Origin of the sequence: Dietzia lutea (assembly GCF_003096075.1) — a bacterium.
Lineage (GTDB): Bacteria > Actinomycetota > Actinomycetes > Mycobacteriales > Mycobacteriaceae > Dietzia > Dietzia lutea.
This window is the reverse complement of record NZ_CP015449.1, coordinates 2,517,810-2,536,210: the sequence shown is the minus strand read 5'-3', so window position 1 is coordinate 2,536,210 and position 18,401 is coordinate 2,517,810. Positions and strand designations below refer to the sequence as shown.

The following is an 18,401-nucleotide window of genomic DNA, read 5'->3' as shown; positions in this document are numbered from 1 at the left end:
TCCGACCGCGTAGCGGTCAGTAAGCAACGTGCAGCGGAGACAGTGAACAGATGAGTAACACCGAGATCAAGGGCATCCTGGGCGCCAAGCTCGGCATGACCCAGGTCTTCGACGAGAACAACCGGGTGGTCCCGGTGACCGTCGTGAAGGCCGGGCCGTGCGTCGTGACCGGGATTCGTACCGAAGAGAACGACGGCTACAACGCCGTCCAGATCGCGTTCGGCGCGGTCGACCCCCGCAAGGTCACCAAGCCGGTCGCGGGTCAGTTCGAGAAGGCCGGGGTCACCCCGCGCCGCCACATCGCCGAGATCCGCCTCGACAACGCCGAGCAGGCCGCCGGTTTCGAGATCGGCCAGGAGATCGGCGCCGACGTGTTCGAGGACGGCGCTTTCGTCGACGTCACCGGCACGTCGAAGGGCAAGGGTTTCGCCGGCACCATGAAGCGCCACGGCTTCGCCGGTCAGGGTGCCTCGCACGGTACCCAGGCCGTGCACCGTAAGCCGGGTTCCATCGGCGGCGCCTCGACGCCCGGCCGTGTCTTCAAGGGCAAGGCCATGGCCGGCCGCATGGGCAACGAGCGCGTGACCACCATGAACCTCAAGGTCCACAAGGTGGACGCCGAGGCCGGCGTCCTCCTCATCAAGGGAGCCATCCCGGGTCGCAACGGCGGCCTCGTGATGGTCCGTTCCGCTGTGAAGGGCGGTGCGCGCGCATGACCACGACGGAGAACACCGTGAACCTCAAGCTGGATGTCCGTACCCCGGCCGGCTCGACCGACGGCTCGGTCGAGCTCCCCGCCGAGATCTTCGGAGCTGAGCCCAACCTGCCCCTGATGCACCAGGTCGTGGTGGCCCAGCTCGCCGCGGCGCGCCAGGGCACGCACTCGACCAAGACCCGCGGCGAGGTCAGCGGCGGCGGTCGTAAGCCGTTCCGCCAGAAGGGCACCGGCCGCGCCCGCCAGGGCTCGACCCGCGCCCCCGCCTACACCGGCGGCGGTACGGTCCACGGCCCCAAGCCGCGCGACTACTCGCAGCGCACACCCAAGAAGATGAAGGCCGCCGCTCTCCGCGGCGCCCTGTCCGACCGGGCCGCCAGCGAGCGCATCCACGTGGTCACCGAGTTCGTCGAGGGTCAGAAGCCGTCGACCTCCGGTGTCCGTGACTTCCTCGGCACCCTGTCCGACCGGAAGAAGTTCCTGATCGTGGTCGGACGTGAGGACCTCGCCGCATGGCGCTCCGCCGCCAACCTCGATCATGTCCACCCGATCGCTCCGGATCAGCTCAACACCTACGACGTCCTGAACGCCGACGACGTCGTGTTCTCGGTCGAGGCTCTGGACGCGTTCGTCACGCAGGCGAGCCGTTCGCTCGCCGGCAAGGCTGCGAAGGAGGCCGACAAGTGAGCACCGTCGCCGATCCCCGGGACGTGATCCTCGCCCCGGTCGTCTCCGAGAAGGCCTACGGCCTGCTCGAGCAGGGCGTGTACACGTTCCTGGTGGCCCCGGACGCCAACAAGACGCAGATCAAGATCGCCATCCAGGAGATCTTCGGCGTCACGGTGGAGTCCGTGAACACCGCTAACCGTCAGGGCAAGCGCAAGCGCACCCGCACCGGGTACGGACAGCGCAAGAGCACCAAGCGCGCCATCGTGACCCTCGCGGCCGACAGCAAGCCCATCGAGATCCCGGGTCTGACCGCCTGACGGCGGGAAGAGTTAAGGACGAGAGAACCTCATGGCTATCCGCAAGTACAAGCCCACGACCCCCGGTCGTCGCGGCTCGAGCGTCTCGGACTTCGCCGAGATCACCCGCTCGACGCCCGAGAAGTCGCTGCTGCGCCCGCTGAGCAAGACCGGCGGCCGTAACGGCCACGGCCGCATCACCACCCGTCACAAGGGCGGTGGGCACAAGCGCCAGTACCGCGTCATCGACTTCCGTCGGAACGACAAGGACGGCGTGCTCGCCACCGTGGCGCACATCGAGTACGACCCGAACCGCACCGCGAACATCGCGCTCCTGCACTACGCGGACGGCGAGAAGCGTTACATCCTCGCCCCCCGCAACCTCAAGCAGGGCATGAAGGTCGAGTCGGGCGCAGGCGCCGACATCAAGACCGGCAACAACCTGCCGCTCCGCAACATCCCCGCCGGCACGGTCGTGCACGCGGTGGAGCTGCGCCCGGGCGGCGGCGCCAAGATGGCCCGCGCCGCCGGCGCCGGTATCCAGCTGCTCGGCAAGGAGGGCACGTACGCGTCCCTGCGTATGCCGTCCGGCGAGATCCGCCGCGTCGACGTGCGCTGCCGCGCCACGATCGGCGAGGTCGGCAACGCCGAGCAGGCCAACATCAACTGGGGTAAGGCCGGCCGCATGCGGTGGAAGGGCGTCCGCCCGACCGTCCGTGGCGTGGTCATGAACCCCGTCGACCACCCGCACGGTGGTGGCGAGGGCAAGACGTCCGGTGGACGTCACCCCGTCAGCCCGTGGGGCCAGCCCGAGGGCCGGACCCGTAAGCCCAACAAGGCGAGCGACAGCCTCATCGTCCGTCGCCGTCGCACCGGTAAGAAGCGCTAAGGAGGGAAACTAGGATGCCTCGTAGTCTCAAGAAGGGTCCGTTCGTCGACGAACACCTCCTCGCGAAGGTGGACGTGCAGAACGACAAGGGCACTCATCAGGTCATCAAGACCTGGTCGCGTCGCTCGACGATCCTGCCCGATTTCATCGGCCACACGTTCGCCGTCCATGACGGCCGCAAGCATGTGCCCGTGTTCGTGTCCGACTCGATGGTGGGTCACAAGCTCGGCGAGTTCGCGCCGACGCGCACGTTCAAGGGGCACATCAAGGACGATCGGAAGAGTAAGCGTCGATGAGCACTGATACGAAGAAGACCGCCGACGGCACGGTGGAGTCCGAGCAGAAGCTCACCGCGCGTGCCACCGCCAAGTTCGTCCGCGTCACGCCCATGAAGGCGCGTCGTGTGATCGACCTGATCCGCGGGAAGGACGCGTCCGACGCGCTGGACATTCTGCGGTTCGCACCGCAGTCCGCCAGCGAGCCGGTCGCCAAGGTCCTCGCCTCCGCGATGGCCAACGCCGAGAACAACCTCGACCTGGATCCCCGGACCCTCGTCGTGACCACGGCCTACGCCGACGAGGGGCCGACCCTCAAGCGGTTCCGCCCGCGCGCCCAGGGCCGGGCCTTCCGCGTGCGGAAGCGCACGAGCCACATCACCGTCGAGGTGACCAGCGTGCCCGAGAAGGCCGGGGCCGGCCGGGGACGTCGTAACCAGGGAGGTGCCCGCTAAATGGGACAGAAGATCCATCCGCACGGCTTCCGTCTGGGCATCACCTCGGACTGGACGTCCAAGTGGTTCGCCGACAAGCAGTACGCCGACTACGTGTCCGAGGACATCAAGATCCGCCAGCTCCTGTCGAAGGGCATGGAGCGGGCCGGCATCTCGGGCGTGGACATCTCGCGTACCCGCGACCGGGTGCACGTGGACATCCACACCGCTCGTCCGGGCATCGTGATCGGTCGCCGGGGTGCCGAGGCCGACCGGCTGCGCGGTGAGCTCGAGAAGCTCACCGGCAAGCAGGTCCACCTCAACATCCTCGAGATCAAGAACACCGAGGCCGACGCGCAGCTCGTGGCCCAGGGGATCGCCGAGCAGCTCTCCAACCGTGTGGCCTTCCGCCGCGCGATGCGTAAGGGCATCCAGTCGGCGATGCGTCAGCCGCAGGTCAAGGGCATCAAGGTCGTCTGCTCGGGTCGTCTCGGCGGTGCCGAGATGTCCCGCTCGGAGCGCTACCACGAGGGACGCGTCCCTCTGCACACCCTGCGTGCCGAGATCGACTACGGCACCTACGAGGCCAAGACGACCTTCGGTCGTATCGGCGTCAAGGTGTGGATCTACAAGGGTGACGTCGTCGGCGGCCGTCGCGAGTCCGACCAGTACGCCCAGTCCAGCAACCGTGGCGGTGCCGACCGCGGTCCCCGCCGCGAGCGCGGCGCCGGTCGTCCGCGTCGTTCGGGCGCCCAGGGCACCACGGCGACCAGCACAGAGACCGGCCGCGCCGGTTCCGGGTCGGCCGCCGAGGCTCCTGCCGAGGCTCCGCAGAACCAGACCAGGGAGGCGTGACAGTGCTTATCCCGAAGCGCGTCAAGCACCGCAAGCAGCATCACCCCGGCCGCAAGGGCGGGGCCAAGGGCGGAACCAAGGTGACCTTCGGTGACTACGGCATCCAGGCTCTCGAGCCGGCCTACGTCACGAACCGTCAGATCGAGTCGGCCCGTATCGCGATCAACCGCCACATCAAGCGTGGCGGCAAGGTGTGGATCAACATCTACCCCGATCGCCCGCTGACCAAGAAGCCCGCCGAGGTCCGAATGGGCTCCGGTAAGGGTTCGGTCGAGTGGTGGGTCGCCAACGTCAAGCCGGGACGCATCCTCTTCGAGATGTCGTACCCGAACGAGGAGACCGCTCGCGAGGCGCTTCGCCGCGCGCAGCACAAGCTCCCCTGTAAGACCCGCATCGTGACCCGGGAGGAGCAGTTCTGATGGCTAGTGGAACCACCGCCCCCGAGCTGCGCGAGCTCGACGCGGAAGCGCTGACCGCGCGTCTGCGTGAGGCCAAGGAAGAGCTTTTCAACCTGCGCTTCCAGATGGCCACCGGTCAGCTGACCAACAACCGTCGCCTGCGTGTCGTCCGTCACGACATCGCTCGCATCTACACCGTCATGCGCGAGCGCGAGCTCGGGCTGTCGGCGGCGCCGGGTGATGCCAAGTGAGTGACAAGGAAGCAGTTGTGACTGAGTCCAACGAGAACACCGAGCGCAACAGCCGCAAGGTGCGGATCGGGTACGTCGTGTCCGACAAGATGGAGAAGACCGTCGTCGTCGAGCTCGAGGACCGCGTGAAGCACCCGCTGTACGGCAAGATCATGCGTCGTACCGAGCGCGTCAAGGCGCACGACGAGACCAACACCGCCGGTGTCGGCGACCGCGTGCGGATCATGGAGACCCGCCCGCTGTCCGCCTCCAAGCGGTACCGCCTCGTCGAGGTCCTCGAGCGGGCCAAGTAGGTCCGTCCCGCTCCACACGAACAACCCGCCCCCGGGATATCCTGGGAGCGGGTTGTTCGCATTTGTCACATGAGTAGACGCTGATACGGCAGGGAACGTACTGTGTCATCGGTCCGGTACGGACCGGATCTCCACACACGTCAGCGACATCGCCCAGGCAGGACAGGACGCCACATGACCGTACGAGTGGACATCGACCAGCGGCGGGGAGTGCGAACCGGGGTCGCCACCGGGCTGCGCGCCCTCGCCGCGTCGGCAGCCGCGGTGGCTCTGACCGTCGGCGGGGTGGTGCCGGCCGCCGCGCAGAGTCCCGACGCCGGCTCGATCGGGCCGGGATCCGTCGACCCGGCGTCGCTGGCGCCGAGCGTCGCGCCCGGGAGCCTGTTGGGGGTCCCGTCGCTGAGCATCGCGGCCTCGACGCAGCTAGGCGCGCCGATCCCGTTGACGGGCGTCCTCGGATCACTCGCGGACGCCGGATCCGGGGACTTCGCGCGGCCCGGCAGCTCGCTGCCGCCCGGGCAGCCGATAGCGGTCCGCGACCGGTCGATCACCCGGTCCGAGGTGCGGAGCATCGCCCCGCTCTTCCCGGCGTCCGCGCACGAGGTCGACGGGCGCGCCGAGGTATGGACGGTCACATCGGCGACGATGCAGCGGGTCGTGCGGGTGGAGGTCTACCGCGCGCCCGCCGGCGTCGACGCCCCCAACGTCTACTTCCTGGACGGTGTGGGTAGTGAGTCACCCTCGGGGTGGAGTGGGGGCATGGGTTGGGGCGATCCCGCGGTGCGAGACCTCGACGTCAACGTGATCGCACCGACGGGTGCTCCGTCATCGATGTGGTCCGACTGGCGGACCGACGATCCGGTCCTCGGCCCCAACAGTTGGGAGACGTTCCTGACCGAGGAGCTGCCGCCACTGCTCGAGCAGGGTCTCGAAGGCACCGCCGACGGGCTCGCGCACAACGGGGACTGGGGCGTGTTGGGTGTCTCGATGGGGGCGGCGTCGGCGCTCCACCTGGCCAACTCCACTCCGGAGATGTTCAGCGGGGCCGGGGGAGTGTCGGGTGCCTATTCGACACTGGACGAGCTCGGGTACCAGTACGCCCGTCTGACCGTGGCCGCCCGCCACGGTGAGGTGGCCAACATGTGGGGACCACGTGGATCGCAGGCGTGGGAGGACCACGACACCGTCGCCGACCCGAGCGGGCTGGCCGGACAGTCCGTGTTCCTCAGCGCTGCCACCGGGCTCGTCGGCTCGACCGAGCTGGGGTACTTCGGGAGCAACGAACTCGTGCTGCTGGACGGGCACGTCCTCGAGAAGGGGTCATACGAGAGCACCCTCGCGCTCGAGGCCGCACTGGGCGGGGTCCCGGACGTCGATCTCGAGGTCGTCTACATGGACGCCGGTATCCACAACTGGCCGGCCTTCGTCCCACAGATGCTTCCGGGCCTGCGGCACATCCTCTCCGGTCTCGATCCCGCCGTTCCCAACTTCCGCGCCACGACCGGGGGGGTGGCGGACCGGGATAACGGACCGCTCGGCTCTCTCGGCTCCACCGGCTCTTCCGGTTCCGCGGGTTCCGCCGGCTCGGTCGACTCATCCGGGCCGCTCCGGGGGGCGGGCGGCGGGTCGGCGGGGTCGGGGGGCAGCTGACCGGGATTTGGGCTGCGCAGGCACCGCACCCTACACTGGAACAGTTGCCCGAGCTGACGCGTACCTCTCGCGTGCCCGGGCTGCATGACCGCGTGTGTCGGGTCGGTATCCGGCACACATCGAACAGACCTGGTCAGGAGAACCATGATCCAGCAGGAGTCGCGGCTGAAGGTCGCCGACAACACGGGTGCCAAGGAGATTCTCTGCATCCGCGTTCTCGGCGGGTCCAAGCGTCGCTACGCGGGCGTGGGCGACATCATCGTCGCCACCGTCAAGGACGCCATCCCCGGCGGCAACGTCAAGAAGGGTGAGGTCGTCAAGGCCGTCATCGTGCGCACCGCCAAGGAGCGTCGTCGCCCCGACGGGTCGTACATCAAGTTCGACGAGAACGCCGCCGTCATCATCAAGAACGACAACGACCCGCGCGGCACGCGCATCTTCGGGCCCGTCGGCCGCGAGCTGCGCGACAAGAAGTTCATGCGCATCGTCTCGCTGGCTCCGGAGGTGCTCTGACATGAAGGTTCACAAGGGCGACACCGTGCTCGTCATCTCGGGCAAGGACAAGGGCGCGAAGGGCAAGGTCATCCAGGCCTACCCCGCGCAGGAGAAGGTCCTCGTCGAGGGCGTCAACCGCATCAAGAAGCACACCTCCAACTCGGCTGCCGAGCGTGGCGCCTCCTCCGGTGGCATCGTCACCCAGGAGGCCCCGATCCACGTGTCCAACGTGATGGTCGTGGACGCCGACGGCACCCCGACCCGGGTGGGAATCCGCACCGACGAGAACGGCAAGCGCGTCCGTGTCTCGCGTAAGACCGGGAAGGACCTGTGACCATGACCGAGACCGCACTTCCCTCCGGCTACACCCCGCGTCTCAAGGCGAAGTACCGCAATGAGATCAAGCCGGCCCTGAACGAGACGTTCGAGTACACGAACGTCATGCAGATCCCGGGCGTCGTCAAGGTCGTCGTCAACATGGGCGTGGGCGACGCCGCTCGCGACGCCAAGCTCATCAACGGCGCGATCAACGACCTCACCCTGATCACCGGTCAGAAGCCCGAGGTCCGCCGGGCCCGCAAGTCCATCGCGCAGTTCAAGCTGCGTGAGGGCATGCCCATCGGTGCGCGCGTCACCCTGCGAGGCGACCGCATGTGGGAGTTCCTGGACCGTCTGACCACGGTCGCCCTGCCGCGTATCCGCGATTTCCGCGGCCTCTCCGGCAAGCAGTTCGACGGCCACGGCAACTACACCTTCGGTCTCAACGAGCAGACGATGTTCTACGAGATCGACGTCGACAAGGTCGATCGTCCGCGTGGTATGGACATCACCGTCGTCACCACCGCGACGAACGACGAAGAGGGCCGGGCGCTGCTCAAGCAGCTCGGGTTCCCCTTCAAGGAGAACTGAGCCTCTCCTGCCAGGCCGGACCGGCCGTCCTCGCCGGGACACCGCATCGCGGATCCCCGGCGACGGGCAGACGGCCCAGTCGTCTGGTCGTGAACAGTGAGAAGAGCACTGTGAACGGCGGGACACCCGCGCGCCCCACGGGGAGCCGGATCCCACACAAGAGAACATTCGCACTCTTCGTGATAGGCCCACGACGTTCGTGGGCGACCCACAGGTCGCCGGACGGACGTGTTGCATGGGAACCGTTACGAGAAAGGAACATGGTCCATCCATGTCGATGACCGATCCCATCGCGGACATGCTGACGCGTGTGCGTAACGCCAACTCGGCGTTCCACGACACCGTGTCGATGCCGCATTCCAAGCTCAAGGGCAACATCGCGGCGATCCTCAAGCAGGAGGGTTACATCGCCGACTACGCCGTCTCCGACGCCGAGGTGGGCAAGAAGCTCACCATCGATCTGAAGTACGGCCCGTCCCGCCAGCGGAGCATCCAGGGCATCAAGCGCATCTCGAAGCCGGGTCTGCGCGTGTACGCCAAGTCCACCGAACTGCCCAAGGTCCTCGGCGGACTGGGCGTCGCGATCATCTCGACGTCCCAGGGTCTGCTCACCGACCGTCAGGCGAACAACAAGAAGGTGGGCGGGGAAGTCCTCGCCTACGTCTGGTAAGGGGGCGACGAAATGTCACGTATCGGCAAGGCTCCTATCACAGTCCCGTCCGGTGTCGACATCAAGGTCGACGGCCAGACCATCACGGTCAAGGGCCCCAAGGGTGAGCTCACCCAGGTGCTGCCCGAGCCCATCTCGGTGACTATCGAGGACAACACCATCACGGTGAACCGTCCCGACGACCACCGGGACAACCGCTCCCTGCACGGCCTCTCCCGCTCGCTGGTCAACAACATGGTCGTGGGCGTGACCGAAGGTTACAAGCAGGACATGGAGATCTTCGGCGTCGGTTACCGCGTCGTAGCCAAGGGCTCGGACCTCGAGTTCGCCCTCGGCTACTCGCATCCGGTGCCGGTCGCCGCTCCGGACGGCATCACGTTCGCCGTGGACGGTGCGACCAAGTTCTCGGTCTCCGGTATCGACAAGCAGCAGGTGGGCCAGATCGCCGCCAACATCAAGCGACTGCGGAAGCACGACCCGTACAAGGGCAAGGGCATCCGCTACGCCGGCGAGCAGGTCCGTCGCAAGGTCGGAAAGACGGGTAAGTGATCATGAGCAGCACCAAGAAGCGTTCCCCGCTGGGAACCGACGCCTCGACCGCACGTCGCGAGGGTCGCGCCCGGCGCCATTACCGCCTCCGCAAGAAGGTCTCCGGCACTTCGGAGCGCCCGCGGTTGGTCGTCAACCGGTCCTCGCGCCACATCCACGCCCAGATCGTCGACGACCAGGCGGGCCGCACGCTCGCCGCCGCGTCGACCATCGAGGCCGATGTGCGCGCCCTCGAGGGCGACAAGAAGGCCCGCAGCGCGAAGGTCGGCCAGCTCCTGGCCGAGCGCGCCAAGGCCGCCGGCATCGACGCCGTCGTGTTCGACCGTGGTGGCAACAAGTACCACGGCCGGATCGCCTCGCTCGCCGACGCCGCCCGCGAGGGTGGGCTGGAGTTCTGATGACCAACACCACTGCACTGACCGCTAATGGAAGGACCGTCTGATGCCGGGACGTCAGCGTCGTGACGGCGGAAGCAACGGGCCCGCCGCAGACAACAAGAACACCAACGACAACGCCCAGGGGCGCGGCGGCGACCGCGGCCGCGGGCGGGGCCGCGACGATCGTCGTGGCCGCCACGACGACGAGAAGTCGCAGTACATCGAGCGCGTCGTCACCATCAACCGTGTCTCCAAGGTCGTGAAGGGCGGTCGTCGCTTCAGCTTCACCGCGCTCGTGATCCTCGGTGACGGCAACGGCATGGTGGGCGTCGGCTACGGCAAGGCCAAGGAGGTGCCGGCCGCGATCCAGAAGGGATCGGAGGAGGCCCGGAAGAACTTCTTCCGCGTCCCGCTCATCGGCTCCACCATCCCGCACCCCATCCAGGGTGAGGCGGCCGCCGGTGTCGTCATGCTCCGTCCGGCCTCCCCGGGTACCGGTGTCATCGCCGGTGGCGCCGCCCGCGCCGTGCTCGAGGCCGCCGGGGTGAACGACATCCTGTGCAAGTCGCTCGGCTCGGACAACGCCATCAACGTCGTTCACGCGACCGTGGCCGCCCTCAAGGGTCTGCACCGTCCCGAGGAGGTCGCGGCACGTCGTGGCCTGCCGATCGAGGACGTCGCGCCCGCGGGCATGCTCCGTGCGCGTGCCGGACAGGGGGCCTAGATCATGGCTAACCTCAAGATCACCCAGGTCCGTGGGACCGTCGGGACCAAGAAGAACCAGCGGGACTCCCTGCGTACGCTCGGCCTCAAGGGCATCCGGAAGTCGGTCGTGCGTGAGGACAACGCGCAGACCCGGGGTCTCATCAACGTCGTGAACCACCTCGTCGTGGTCGAAGAGACGGAGTGAGCATGACCATCAAGTTGCACCATCTGCGCCCGGCGCCCGGCGCCCACACCGACAAGACCCGCGTGGGTCGTGGTGAGGGATCGAAGGGCAAGACCGCCGGCCGCGGTACCAAGGGCACCAAGGCGCGCAAGAACGTCCCCGCGGCGTTCGAGGGCGGCCAGATGCCGATCCACATGCGGCTCCCGAAGCTCAAGGGCTTCAAGAACCGCAACAAGGTCGTCTTCCAGGTCGTCAACGTGTCCGACATCCAGCGGCTGTTCCCGAACGGCGGCGAGGTCGGCGTGACCGAGCTCGTCGGCGCGGGCGCGGTCCGCAAGAACCAGCCGGTCAAGGTGCTCGGTGACGGGGAGATCTCCGTCGCCGTCACCCTGACCGTCGACAAGGTCTCCGCGTCGGCCAAGAGCAAGATCGAGGCCGCGGGCGGAAGCGTGTCGGAGGCCGGGGCCTGATCCCCGGTCGGCCCCCCGCGGGCCGCTGAGGTGCGCAGGGGTCGGGTCCGAGAGTCTCGGATCCGGCCCCTGCCCTCGTCTTGATAGAGTTTTCCCGTTGTGCGCTCCGGGCCCGGCAACCGCCGTGCGGTCCAACCGACCCGCTCCCGGCGCATCTGCTTTCGACGACCGGCGGCCCACAGCCGACCACGACCAGGAGGACATGTGCTCTCCGCACTCGCGTCCGCGATCAAGGACCGGGACCTGAGGAAGAAGATCCTCTTCACCCTCGGGATCATCATCCTCTACCGGATCGGCGCGCAGATCCCGTCGCCCGGCGTCGACTACCCCAAGCTGCGCGGCCTGCTCGACACCGCGATGACCGGGGACAACGCCCAGTTGTACTCCCTGGTCAACCTGTTCTCCGGTGGCGCGCTGCTGCAGCTGTCCGTTTTCGCGATCGGCATCATGCCGTTCATCACGGCGAGCATCATCGTCCAGCTGCTCACCGTGGTCATCCCCTACTTCGAGCAGCTGAAGAAGGAGGGGCAGTCCGGCCAGGCCAAGATGACGCAGTACACGCGTTATCTGACCATCGCGCTGGCCGTGCTCCAGTCCGCCGGCATCGTCGCGCTGGCCGACCGGGGACAGCTCCTCGGTAACGGGCAGTCCGTCCTCATGGACGACGACGTGCTCACGCTCATCACGATCGTCATCGTCATGACCGCCGGCGCGGCCCTCGTGATGTGGTTCGGCGAGCTCATCACCGACCGCGGCGTCGGCAACGGCATGTCGCTGCTCATCTTCGCCGGCATCGCGTCCCGCATCCCCGCCGAGGGCGTGAACATCTACCAGAACTCGTCGACCATGAAGTTCGCCGCGGTCATGTTCGCGGTCGTGCTCATCGTCGTCGCCGTCGTGTTCGTCGAGCAGGGACAGCGCCGGATCCCCGTCCAGTACGCCAAGCGGATGGTCGGTCGCCGCCAATACGGCGGGACCTCGACCTACCTCCCGCTGAAGGTCAACCAGGCCGGCGTCATCCCCGTGATCTTCGCGTCGTCGCTCATGTACGTGCCGATCCTCATCACCCAGCTGGTGCAGGGCCCCGAGCCGTCGGGCGACGGGTTCTGGCAGCGGTACGTGATGCAGTACCTCCAGAACCCGTCGAGCTGGGGCTACATCGTCCTGTACTTCGCCCTCATCATCTTCTTCGCATACTTCTACGTGGCCATCCAGTTCGATCCCATGGAGCAGGCCGAGAACATGAAGAAGTACGGCGGCTTCATCCCGGGGATCCGTCCCGGTCGTCCGACCGCCGAGTACCTGGGCTACGTCCTCAACCGGATCCTGCTCTTCGGCTCGTTGTACCTCGGCCTCATCGCCGTGCTCCCGAACATCTTCCTCGACATGGGCAGCGGGGGTGGCGACATGCAGAACATGCCGTTCGGCGGCACCGCCGTGCTCATCATGGTCTCCGTGGGCCTCGACACCGTGAAGCAGATCGAAGCCCAGTTGATGCAGCGCAACTACGAGGGCTTCCTCAAGTAGCCGCGGCCTCGTCAGAGCAACCCCACTGTAGAAAGGCTGGTCCCCACCATGCGTCTCGTCCTCCTCGGCCCTCCCGGTGCCGGCAAGGGAACCCAGGCGGCTCTGTTGTCGGAGAAGCTCGGCGTCCCCCACATCTCGACCGGTGACCTCTTCCGCGCCAACATCTCGCAGGGCACCGACCTGGGCAAGGAGGCGAAGGGGTACATCGACGCCGGCAACCTGGTGCCCGCCGAGGTGACCAACCGCATGGTCAAGGCCCGCATCGCGGAGCCCGACGCCGACGAGGGCTTCCTGCTCGACGGATACCCCCGCAGCGTCGCGCAGGCCGACGCCCTCAAGGAGATGCTCTCCGAGGCGGGATGCTCCCTCGACGCGGTGCTGGAGTTCAAGGTCGACGACGACACGGTGGTCCAGCGGATGCTGGCCCGTGGTCGCGAGGACGACACCGAGGACGTCATCCGTAACCGCATGTCGGTGTACCGGTCCGAGACCGCCCCGCTGCTCGAGTACTACGGGGGCGACGTCAAGAGCATCGACGCCGTCGGTGAGGTCGAGGAGATCAACGCCCGCGCGCTCGCCGCGCTGGGTCGCTGACGCCCGCCGTGTTCGGCCGGTCGCGCAAGGGCGTCGTCACCGCCCGCACCGCGGGGGAACTGGACGCGATGGAGGCGGCGGGGCGCATCGTCGGCCGCACGCTCATCGCGGTCCGGGACGCCGCCGTCCCGGGTGCGACGACGGGTGATCTCGACGAGGTCGCTGAGCAGTTGATCCGCGAGGCCGGCGCGATACCGTCCTTCAAGGGCTACGAAGGTTTCCCCGGTTCCATCTGTTCCTCGGTCAACGAGGTCGTGGTGCACGGGATCCCCGGGCCGGACACGGTGCTGCGCGATGGCGACCTCGTCTCGATAGACTGCGGCGCCATCCTGGAGGGATGGCACGGGGATTCGGCGTGGTCCTTCGGCGTGGGGTCCCTCGCGCCGGACGTCGCCGCCCTCAACGACGCGACGCGTGAGGTCCTCGAGGAGGGCATGCTCGCGATGCTCCCCGGGAACAGGCTGACCGACGTGTCGCACGCACTCGAGGTGGCCACCCGGCGGGCCGAGGAACGGCACGGCGTCTCTCTCGGGATCGTCGACGGTTTCGGCGGCCACGGCATCGGCCGCGAGATGCACGAATGGCCGTTCCTCGCCAACGAGGGCAAGCCCGGTAGGGGACCGCGCCTCCAGGAGGGCTCCGTGCTGGCGATCGAGCCGATGCTGGTTCTCGGCGGGGAGACCGATACCCGGACCCTGTCGGACGACTGGACGGTCGTCACCGTCGACGGCTCTCCCGCCTCGCACTGGGAACACACCGTCGCCGTGACCGCCGACGGTCCGCGGATCCTCACGCCGCGGCCGTGACGTCGGCGGAATCCGCGAGAAGGGGAGTGTGGAGTGCGCGCCCGGCCTGAGTACCCGGTGCCGCGGTCGGCGGCCCGGGTCCTGTTCGCGTTGATCGTCGGTGTCGCGGTGGCCCTGACGCAGTCCTGGACGCCGTGGGCTCCGCTGGCAGCCGCGCAGTCCGTCATGGACCGCCCCGGGGGACCGGTGATGGAGCCGCCGCAGCCGGCGCCCTTCTACCACGCGGACCCCGGTGTGCTCGCCGCCGCCCGTAACGGGCAGGTCATCAACACACGCGACGTGACGATGCCCGTGTTCCTCGGGTACCGGACCACCGAGATCGCCTATCGGTCGACCGACACCGCCGATCGGCCGCTGCTGGCCACCGCCACCGTCGTCAGGCCCCCGCACGCCCGCCCGAACGGGCCGGTTCTGAGTTACCAGCACTACCTCAACGCGCTCGGTCAACGGTGCGCCCCGACGGAGACGCTGGTCAACCCGACGCTGGAGACGGTCCAGGACAACGTCATGGCGTTCTTGCGGGTGCGGCTCGACCAGGGGTGGACCGTGGTCATCCCCGATCACCTCGGCCCGAAGGTCGCCTATCCGGGCGGTCAGCTGTCCGCGAGGATCGTCCTCGACGGCATGCGTGCGGTGCGGGACGATCCCCGGTTCGACTCCGCCGCGAGCAGGTTCGGAGCGTTGGGCTACTCCGGCGGCGGCATCGCCAGTGCGTGGGTGGCCCTGATGCACGACGAGTACGCGCCCGACGTCGACCTCGTCGGGGTCGCGCAGGGCGGTGTCCCGACGGACATGACCACCATGGCCCGCATGATCGGGAACGCGCCGCATCCGGCGTTCGGTCTGGCCTTCGCGGCCGCGGTGGGCATGGCGCGGGAGTACCCGGAGGCCATCCGTCTCGAGGACAAGCTCACACCGGAGGGGTGGGCGCTCTTCGAGCAGCTGCGCGGTCGGTGTACCGCCACGCTCCTCGCCCTCGGGGCGTTCAAATCGGTACCCATGGTGCTCCACGGGGGCGACCTGATGGCGGAGGAGGGGCTCATGCGCGCCTTCGCGGACAACAGCGTCCGGCTCAGCCCCGACGTCCCCCGCGTCCCGGTGTTCATGTGGCACGCGCGCACGGATCCCCTGGTGCCGTTCTGGGACGCGGAGGAGACCGCCCGCCGCTACTGCGCGGAGGGCACCCCGCTGACCTGGGAACCGGGGATCGCGCCCGAGCACCTCGTGGGCGCCGTGGAGAAGCTGCCGGCCGCGATGACGTGGCTGCAGCAGCGGTTCGACGGTGTGGCCGCCGGGCCGCGCTGTACCGTCTGAGCCTCGATTGGCGCGCAGCCCCGGCCTGCCGTAGGCTTATACGTCGGTGTGCCCACCAGTGCACCACAATCCGGTAGACGTCATCCGGGGAATCGTGGAGGACCGTAACCAGCATGGCAAAGAAAGACGGAGCCATCGAGGTCGAGGGCCGTGTCGTCGAGCCGTTGCCGAACGCAATGTTCCGCATCGAGCTCGAGAACGGGCACAAGGTCCTCGCCCACATCAGCGGGAAGATGCGGCAGCACTACATCCGCATCCTCCCGGAGGACCGCGTCGTCGTGGAGCTCTCGCCCTACGACCTGACGCGTGGTCGGATCGTCTACCGCTACAAGTAAAGACGCTCAACTCCCCGTACCAGCCGCCGCCTCCGCGAAAGGGGTCGGCGGGTTCGTACCCCCGGTTGCGGAGGCCGGGGCCCCGGACGGCTGCTCATCGAGAGATGACCATCCGGATCGGGGGCGGTCGGGGAGCAGACCTACCGCACGACGAAAGAGATACGCCACATGGCACGCCTTGCCGGCGTCGATCTCCCACGCGACAAGCGCATGGAGATCGCGCTCACCTACATTTTCGGCATCGGTCGCACCCGGTCGCTGGAGATCCTGGAGCGTACGGGCATCAGCCCCGACCTGCGCACCAAGGACCTCACCGACGAGCAGCTGACCGTCCTTCGTGACGACATCGAGGGCAACTACAAGGTGGAGGGTGACCTCCGCCGCGAGATCCAGGGCGACATCCGCCGGAAGATCGAGATCGGTAGCTACCAGGGACTGCGTCACCGTCGTGGCCTACCCGTCCGTGGTCAGCGCACCAAGACCAATGCCCGTACCCGTAAGGGTCCGAAGAAGACCGTCGCCGGAAAGAAGAAGTAATGCCCCCCAAGTCACGCGCTGCGGGCCCCAAGAAGACGGGCCGTCGCAAGGATAAGAAGAACGTGCCCCTGGGCCAGGCCCACATCAAGAGCACGTTCAACAACACGATCGTCTCGATCACCGACCCGTCCGGTGGCGTCCTCGCATGGGCGTCCTCCGGCCACGTCGGCTTCAAGGGCTCGCGTAAGTCGACGCCCTTCGCCGCCCAGCTCGCCGCCGAGAACGCGGCCCGCAAGGCGCAGGAGCACGGCGTCAAGAAGGTCGACGTGTTCGTCAAGGGCCCCGGCTCGGGACGTGAGACCGCGATCCGCTCCCTCCAGGCCGCAGGCCTCGAGGTGGGCACGATCTCCGATGTCACCCCCCAGCCCCACAACGGCTGTCGTCCGCCCAAGCGGCGTCGAGTCTGAGCCGGAAGGAACGCACTAGACCATGGCACGTTACACCGGCCCCGTCACCCGCAAGTCCCGCCGCCTCGGCGTGGACCTCGTGGGTGGAGACACCGCATTCGAGCGTCGGCCCTTCCCGCCCGGTCACCACGGCCGTGCGCGGATCAAGGAGTCCGAGTACCGCACCCAGCTCCAGGAGAAGCAGAAGGCCCGCTTCACCTACGGCGTGATGGAGAAGCAGTTCCGTCGCTACTACGAGGAGGCCAACCGCCGCGCCGGTAAGACCGGCGAGAACCTCCTCCAGATCCTCGAGTCGCGACTGGACAACGTCGTGTACCGCGCGGGTCTCGCGCGGACGCGCCGTCAGGCCCGTCAGCTCGTGGCGCACGGCCACTTCCTGGTCAACGACCAGAAGGTGACCATCCCGAGCTACCGCGTCTCGCAGTACGACATCATCGATGTCCGTCCCAAGTCCACCAAGATGGACTGGTTCGAGATCGCCCAGGAGACGCTCGGTGAGCGTCCCGTCCCGGCGTGGCTGCAGGTCGTCCCCACGACCCTGCGGATCCTCGTCCACCAGCTCCCCGAGCGCGCCCAGATCGAGGTGCCGCTGCAGGAGCAGCTGATCGTCGAGCTCTACTCGAAGTGATCTGTCCTCCCTCGTCGCCGGGCGGGCCGCACACCGCGGCCCGCCCGGCGACGGTGGGTTCCCACGGCGTCAAATAGCGGGCGCCGAGAATCGAAAGAGGTAGCACATGCTCATCTCCCAGCGGCCCACCCTCACCGAGGAGGTCGTCTCCGAGAACCGCTCGCGGTTCGTGCTCGAGCCCCTCGAGCCCGGTTTCGGCTACACCATCGGCAACTCGCTGCGGCGCACGCTGCTGTCGTCCATCCCGGGCGCGGCCGTGACCAGCATCCGCATCGAGGGCGTCCTGCACGAGTTCACCACCGTGCCGGGTGTCAAGGAGGATGTCACCGACATCATCCTCAACCTCAAGGGCCTGGTCGTCTCGTCCGTCGAGGACGAGCCGGTCACCATGTACCTCAAGAAGCAGGGCCCGGGCGCCGTCACCGCCGGTGACATCGTCCCGCCCGCCGGCGTCGAGGTGCACAATCCGGACCTGCACATCGCCACTCTCAACGAGAAGGGCCGTCTGGAGATCGAGCTGGTCGTCGAGCGTGGCCGTGGCTACGTGCCCGCCGGGCTCAACAAGGACGCGGGCCACGAGATCGGCCGGATCCCGGTCGACTCGATCTACTCGCCCGTCCTCAAGGTGACCTACAAGGTCGAGGCCACCCGTGTGCACCAGCGCACCGACTTCGACCGCCTGGTCCTGGACGTCGAGACCAAGAACTCGATGACCGCCCGGGACGCCCTGGCGTCCGCCGGTAAGACCCTCGTCGAGCTCTTCGGTCTCGCCCGTGAGCTCAACGAGGAGGCGGAGGGCATCGAGATCGGGCCCAGCCCGGCCGAGGCCGACCACATCGCCGCCTACGGCATGCCCATCGACGACCTGGACCTGTCGGTCCGGTCCTACAACTGCCTCAAGCGCGAGGGCGTCCACACGGTGGGCGAGCTCGTGGCGCGCAGCGAGTCGGACCTGCTCGACATCCGCAACTTCGGCCAGAAGTCGATCGACGAGGTCAAGGTCAAGCTCGTCGAGCTGGGCCTGTCGCTCAAGGACGCGCCCCCCGGATTCGATCCCGCCTCGGTCGCCGGCTACGACGCCGAGACCGGGACGTGGACCGACGAGGGCGGCGAGGATTACGCCGAGACCGAGCAGCTCTGACGAGCGCCCGGAACACCATTCCTAGGAG

At 67.8% G+C, this 18,401-nt stretch carries 29 protein-coding genes; all 29 read left to right on the top strand.

What is annotated here, in order from left to right:
• Nucleotides 1-50: 50 nt before the first annotated feature.
• The 29 genes from rplC to A6035_RS11460 all read left to right on the top strand — a co-directional run bounded on the left by rplC (nt 51) and on the right by A6035_RS11460 (nt 18,373).
• Nucleotides 51-716, top strand: coding sequence for a 50S ribosomal protein L3 (gene rplC, locus A6035_RS11600; RefSeq protein ID WP_063971881.1), 666 nt, complete (start codon nt 51-53; stop codon nt 714-716).
• A complete protein-coding gene (rplD, locus tag A6035_RS11595) occupies nt 713-1,402 on the top strand; it encodes a 50S ribosomal protein L4 (RefSeq protein ID WP_108847900.1) in 690 nt (229 codons plus the stop codon). The genes rplC and rplD overlap by 4 nt, the downstream gene beginning before the upstream one ends.
• A complete protein-coding gene (gene rplW, locus A6035_RS11590; RefSeq protein ID WP_007628130.1) occupies nt 1,399-1,701 on the top strand; it encodes a 50S ribosomal protein L23 in 303 nt (100 codons plus the stop codon). The genes rplD and rplW overlap by 4 nt, the downstream gene beginning before the upstream one ends.
• A 31-nt stretch (nt 1,702-1,732) precedes the next feature.
• Entirely contained in the window at nt 1,733-2,569 is an 837-nt protein-coding gene (rplB, locus tag A6035_RS11585) for a 50S ribosomal protein L2 (protein ID WP_108847899.1), read from the top strand.
• A gap of 14 nt (nt 2,570-2,583) precedes the next feature.
• Nucleotides 2,584-2,865, top strand: a complete 282-nt coding sequence (gene rpsS, locus A6035_RS11580) for a 30S ribosomal protein S19 (protein WP_007628126.1) — start codon at nt 2,584-2,586, stop codon at nt 2,863-2,865.
• Nucleotides 2,862-3,299 (top strand): 50S ribosomal protein L22, encoded by a 438-nt coding sequence (gene rplV, locus A6035_RS11575; protein ID WP_108847898.1) that lies wholly within the window; start codon nt 2,862-2,864, stop codon nt 3,297-3,299. The genes rpsS and rplV overlap by 4 nt, the downstream gene beginning before the upstream one ends.
• Entirely contained in the window at nt 3,300-4,133 is an 834-nt protein-coding gene (gene rpsC / locus A6035_RS11570) for a 30S ribosomal protein S3 (protein WP_108847897.1), read from the top strand. It begins immediately after the preceding gene.
• A gap of 2 nt (nt 4,134-4,135) precedes the next feature.
• A complete protein-coding gene (gene rplP, locus A6035_RS11565; protein ID WP_010541175.1) occupies nt 4,136-4,552 on the top strand; it encodes a 50S ribosomal protein L16 in 417 nt (138 codons plus the stop codon).
• Nucleotides 4,552-4,782 carry a 50S ribosomal protein L29 gene (gene rpmC / locus A6035_RS11560; RefSeq protein WP_007628118.1) on the top strand — a complete coding sequence of 77 codons (231 nt, stop codon included), beginning with the start codon at nt 4,552-4,554 and terminating at the stop codon, nt 4,780-4,782. Before rplP ends, rpmC begins: the two co-directional genes overlap by 1 nt.
• On the top strand, nt 4,779-5,075 hold the full coding sequence (gene rpsQ / locus A6035_RS11555) for a 30S ribosomal protein S17 (protein ID WP_200836305.1): 297 nt from the start codon (nt 4,779-4,781) through the stop codon (nt 5,073-5,075). The genes rpmC and rpsQ overlap by 4 nt, the downstream gene beginning before the upstream one ends.
• A gap of 174 nt (nt 5,076-5,249) precedes the next feature.
• Nucleotides 5,250-6,725, top strand: a complete 1,476-nt coding sequence (locus A6035_RS11550; RefSeq protein ID WP_244192420.1) for an alpha/beta hydrolase — start codon at nt 5,250-5,252, stop codon at nt 6,723-6,725.
• A gap of 144 nt (nt 6,726-6,869) precedes the next feature.
• Entirely contained in the window at nt 6,870-7,238 is a 369-nt protein-coding gene (gene rplN, locus A6035_RS11545) for a 50S ribosomal protein L14 (RefSeq protein WP_007628112.1), read from the top strand.
• A gap of 1 nt (nt 7,239) precedes the next feature.
• Nucleotides 7,240-7,554 carry a 50S ribosomal protein L24 gene (gene rplX, locus A6035_RS11540; protein WP_070720656.1) on the top strand — a complete coding sequence of 105 codons (315 nt, stop codon included), beginning with the start codon at nt 7,240-7,242 and terminating at the stop codon, nt 7,552-7,554.
• 2 nt (nt 7,555-7,556) lie between these two features.
• On the top strand, nt 7,557-8,129 hold the full coding sequence (rplE, locus tag A6035_RS11535) for a 50S ribosomal protein L5 (RefSeq protein ID WP_063971884.1): 573 nt from the start codon (nt 7,557-7,559) through the stop codon (nt 8,127-8,129).
• A 271-nt stretch (nt 8,130-8,400) separates the two neighbouring features.
• A complete protein-coding gene (gene rpsH / locus A6035_RS11530) occupies nt 8,401-8,799 on the top strand; it encodes a 30S ribosomal protein S8 (RefSeq protein ID WP_007628106.1) in 399 nt (132 codons plus the stop codon).
• Between the two features lie 12 nt (nt 8,800-8,811).
• Entirely contained in the window at nt 8,812-9,348 is a 537-nt protein-coding gene (rplF, locus tag A6035_RS11525; RefSeq protein WP_108847895.1) for a 50S ribosomal protein L6, read from the top strand.
• Between the two features lie 2 nt (nt 9,349-9,350).
• Nucleotides 9,351-9,746 (top strand): 50S ribosomal protein L18, encoded by a 396-nt coding sequence (rplR, locus tag A6035_RS11520; protein ID WP_108849247.1) that lies wholly within the window; start codon nt 9,351-9,353, stop codon nt 9,744-9,746.
• A 43-nt stretch (nt 9,747-9,789) separates the two neighbouring features.
• Nucleotides 9,790-10,449: a 30S ribosomal protein S5 gene (gene rpsE / locus A6035_RS11515; protein ID WP_063971886.1), complete on the top strand. Its 660-nt coding sequence runs from the start codon at nt 9,790-9,792 to the stop codon at nt 10,447-10,449.
• Between the two features lie 3 nt (nt 10,450-10,452).
• Nucleotides 10,453-10,635: a 50S ribosomal protein L30 gene (gene rpmD, locus A6035_RS11510; protein WP_007628098.1), complete on the top strand. Its 183-nt coding sequence runs from the start codon at nt 10,453-10,455 to the stop codon at nt 10,633-10,635.
• Between the two features lie 2 nt (nt 10,636-10,637).
• Nucleotides 10,638-11,084 (top strand): 50S ribosomal protein L15, encoded by a 447-nt coding sequence (gene rplO, locus A6035_RS11505; RefSeq protein ID WP_108847894.1) that lies wholly within the window; start codon nt 10,638-10,640, stop codon nt 11,082-11,084.
• 204 nt (nt 11,085-11,288) lie between these two features.
• A complete protein-coding gene (secY, locus tag A6035_RS11500; RefSeq protein WP_061228299.1) occupies nt 11,289-12,611 on the top strand; it encodes a preprotein translocase subunit SecY in 1,323 nt (440 codons plus the stop codon).
• 48 nt (nt 12,612-12,659) lie between these two features.
• Entirely contained in the window at nt 12,660-13,205 is a 546-nt protein-coding gene (locus A6035_RS11495; RefSeq protein ID WP_108847893.1) for an adenylate kinase, read from the top strand.
• 8 nt (nt 13,206-13,213) lie between these two features.
• Complete coding sequence (map, locus tag A6035_RS11490) at nt 13,214-14,011, top strand: type I methionyl aminopeptidase (protein WP_108847892.1); 798 nt, start codon at nt 13,214-13,216, stop codon at nt 14,009-14,011.
• A gap of 33 nt (nt 14,012-14,044) precedes the next feature.
• Nucleotides 14,045-15,325: a lipase family protein gene (locus tag A6035_RS11485; RefSeq protein ID WP_108847891.1), complete on the top strand. Its 1,281-nt coding sequence runs from the start codon at nt 14,045-14,047 to the stop codon at nt 15,323-15,325.
• Between the two features lie 113 nt (nt 15,326-15,438).
• Nucleotides 15,439-15,660: a translation initiation factor IF-1 gene (gene infA / locus A6035_RS11480; RefSeq protein ID WP_005140011.1), complete on the top strand. Its 222-nt coding sequence runs from the start codon at nt 15,439-15,441 to the stop codon at nt 15,658-15,660.
• A gap of 168 nt (nt 15,661-15,828) precedes the next feature.
• Nucleotides 15,829-16,197, top strand: a complete 369-nt coding sequence (gene rpsM, locus A6035_RS11475; protein ID WP_007628088.1) for a 30S ribosomal protein S13 — start codon at nt 15,829-15,831, stop codon at nt 16,195-16,197.
• Nucleotides 16,197-16,604, top strand: coding sequence for a 30S ribosomal protein S11 (gene rpsK, locus A6035_RS11470; RefSeq protein WP_043566757.1), 408 nt, complete (start codon nt 16,197-16,199; stop codon nt 16,602-16,604). The genes rpsM and rpsK overlap by 1 nt, the downstream gene beginning before the upstream one ends.
• Nucleotides 16,605-16,626: 22 nt before the next feature.
• Entirely contained in the window at nt 16,627-17,232 is a 606-nt protein-coding gene (gene rpsD / locus A6035_RS11465) for a 30S ribosomal protein S4 (RefSeq protein WP_007628084.1), read from the top strand.
• Nucleotides 17,233-17,338: 106 nt separating this feature from the next.
• The gene (locus A6035_RS11460) at nt 17,339-18,373 is read left to right on the top strand and encodes a DNA-directed RNA polymerase subunit alpha (protein WP_007628082.1); all 1,035 of its coding nucleotides are present in this window, start codon (nt 17,339-17,341) and stop codon (nt 18,371-18,373) included.
• The last annotated feature ends 28 nt before the right edge of the window (nt 18,374-18,401 follow it).

Excerpts from the sequence above, each read along its gene's own strand:
- rplV (WP_108847898.1), top strand. The coding sequence starts at position 2,862 with ATGAGCACTGATACGAAGAAGACCGCCGACGGCACGGTGGAGTCCGAG.
- rplN (WP_007628112.1), top strand. The coding sequence starts at position 6,870 with ATGATCCAGCAGGAGTCGCGGCTGAAGGTCGCCGACAACACGGGTGCC.
- A6035_RS11460 (WP_007628082.1), top strand. The coding sequence starts at position 17,339 with ATGCTCATCTCCCAGCGGCCCACCCTCACCGAGGAGGTCGTCTCCGAG.
- rpsH (WP_007628106.1), top strand. The coding sequence starts at position 8,401 with ATGTCGATGACCGATCCCATCGCGGACATGCTGACGCGTGTGCGTAAC.
- rplF (WP_108847895.1), top strand. The coding sequence starts at position 8,812 with ATGTCACGTATCGGCAAGGCTCCTATCACAGTCCCGTCCGGTGTCGAC.
- rpsK (WP_043566757.1), top strand. The coding sequence starts at position 16,197 with ATGCCCCCCAAGTCACGCGCTGCGGGCCCCAAGAAGACGGGCCGTCGC.
- rplE (WP_063971884.1), top strand. The coding sequence starts at position 7,557 with ATGACCGAGACCGCACTTCCCTCCGGCTACACCCCGCGTCTCAAGGCG.
- rplB (WP_108847899.1), top strand. The coding sequence starts at position 1,733 with ATGGCTATCCGCAAGTACAAGCCCACGACCCCCGGTCGTCGCGGCTCG.
- rpmC (WP_007628118.1), top strand. The coding sequence starts at position 4,552 with ATGGCTAGTGGAACCACCGCCCCCGAGCTGCGCGAGCTCGACGCGGAA.
- rpsM (WP_007628088.1), top strand. The coding sequence starts at position 15,829 with ATGGCACGCCTTGCCGGCGTCGATCTCCCACGCGACAAGCGCATGGAG.
- rpsC (WP_108847897.1), top strand. The coding sequence starts at position 3,300 with ATGGGACAGAAGATCCATCCGCACGGCTTCCGTCTGGGCATCACCTCG.
- infA (WP_005140011.1), top strand. The coding sequence starts at position 15,439 with ATGGCAAAGAAAGACGGAGCCATCGAGGTCGAGGGCCGTGTCGTCGAG.
- rpsE (WP_063971886.1), top strand. The coding sequence starts at position 9,790 with ATGCCGGGACGTCAGCGTCGTGACGGCGGAAGCAACGGGCCCGCCGCA.
- rplC (WP_063971881.1), top strand. The coding sequence starts at position 51 with ATGAGTAACACCGAGATCAAGGGCATCCTGGGCGCCAAGCTCGGCATG.
- rplO (WP_108847894.1), top strand. The coding sequence starts at position 10,638 with ATGACCATCAAGTTGCACCATCTGCGCCCGGCGCCCGGCGCCCACACC.
- rplR (WP_108849247.1), top strand. The coding sequence starts at position 9,351 with ATGAGCAGCACCAAGAAGCGTTCCCCGCTGGGAACCGACGCCTCGACC.
- rplX (WP_070720656.1), top strand. The coding sequence starts at position 7,240 with ATGAAGGTTCACAAGGGCGACACCGTGCTCGTCATCTCGGGCAAGGAC.
- A6035_RS11495 (WP_108847893.1), top strand. The coding sequence starts at position 12,660 with ATGCGTCTCGTCCTCCTCGGCCCTCCCGGTGCCGGCAAGGGAACCCAG.
- rpsS (WP_007628126.1), top strand. The coding sequence starts at position 2,584 with ATGCCTCGTAGTCTCAAGAAGGGTCCGTTCGTCGACGAACACCTCCTC.
- A6035_RS11550 (WP_244192420.1), top strand. The coding sequence starts at position 5,250 with ATGACCGTACGAGTGGACATCGACCAGCGGCGGGGAGTGCGAACCGGG.
- rplD (WP_108847900.1), top strand. The coding sequence starts at position 713 with ATGACCACGACGGAGAACACCGTGAACCTCAAGCTGGATGTCCGTACC.
- rpsD (WP_007628084.1), top strand. The coding sequence starts at position 16,627 with ATGGCACGTTACACCGGCCCCGTCACCCGCAAGTCCCGCCGCCTCGGC.
- rpmD (WP_007628098.1), top strand. The coding sequence starts at position 10,453 with ATGGCTAACCTCAAGATCACCCAGGTCCGTGGGACCGTCGGGACCAAG.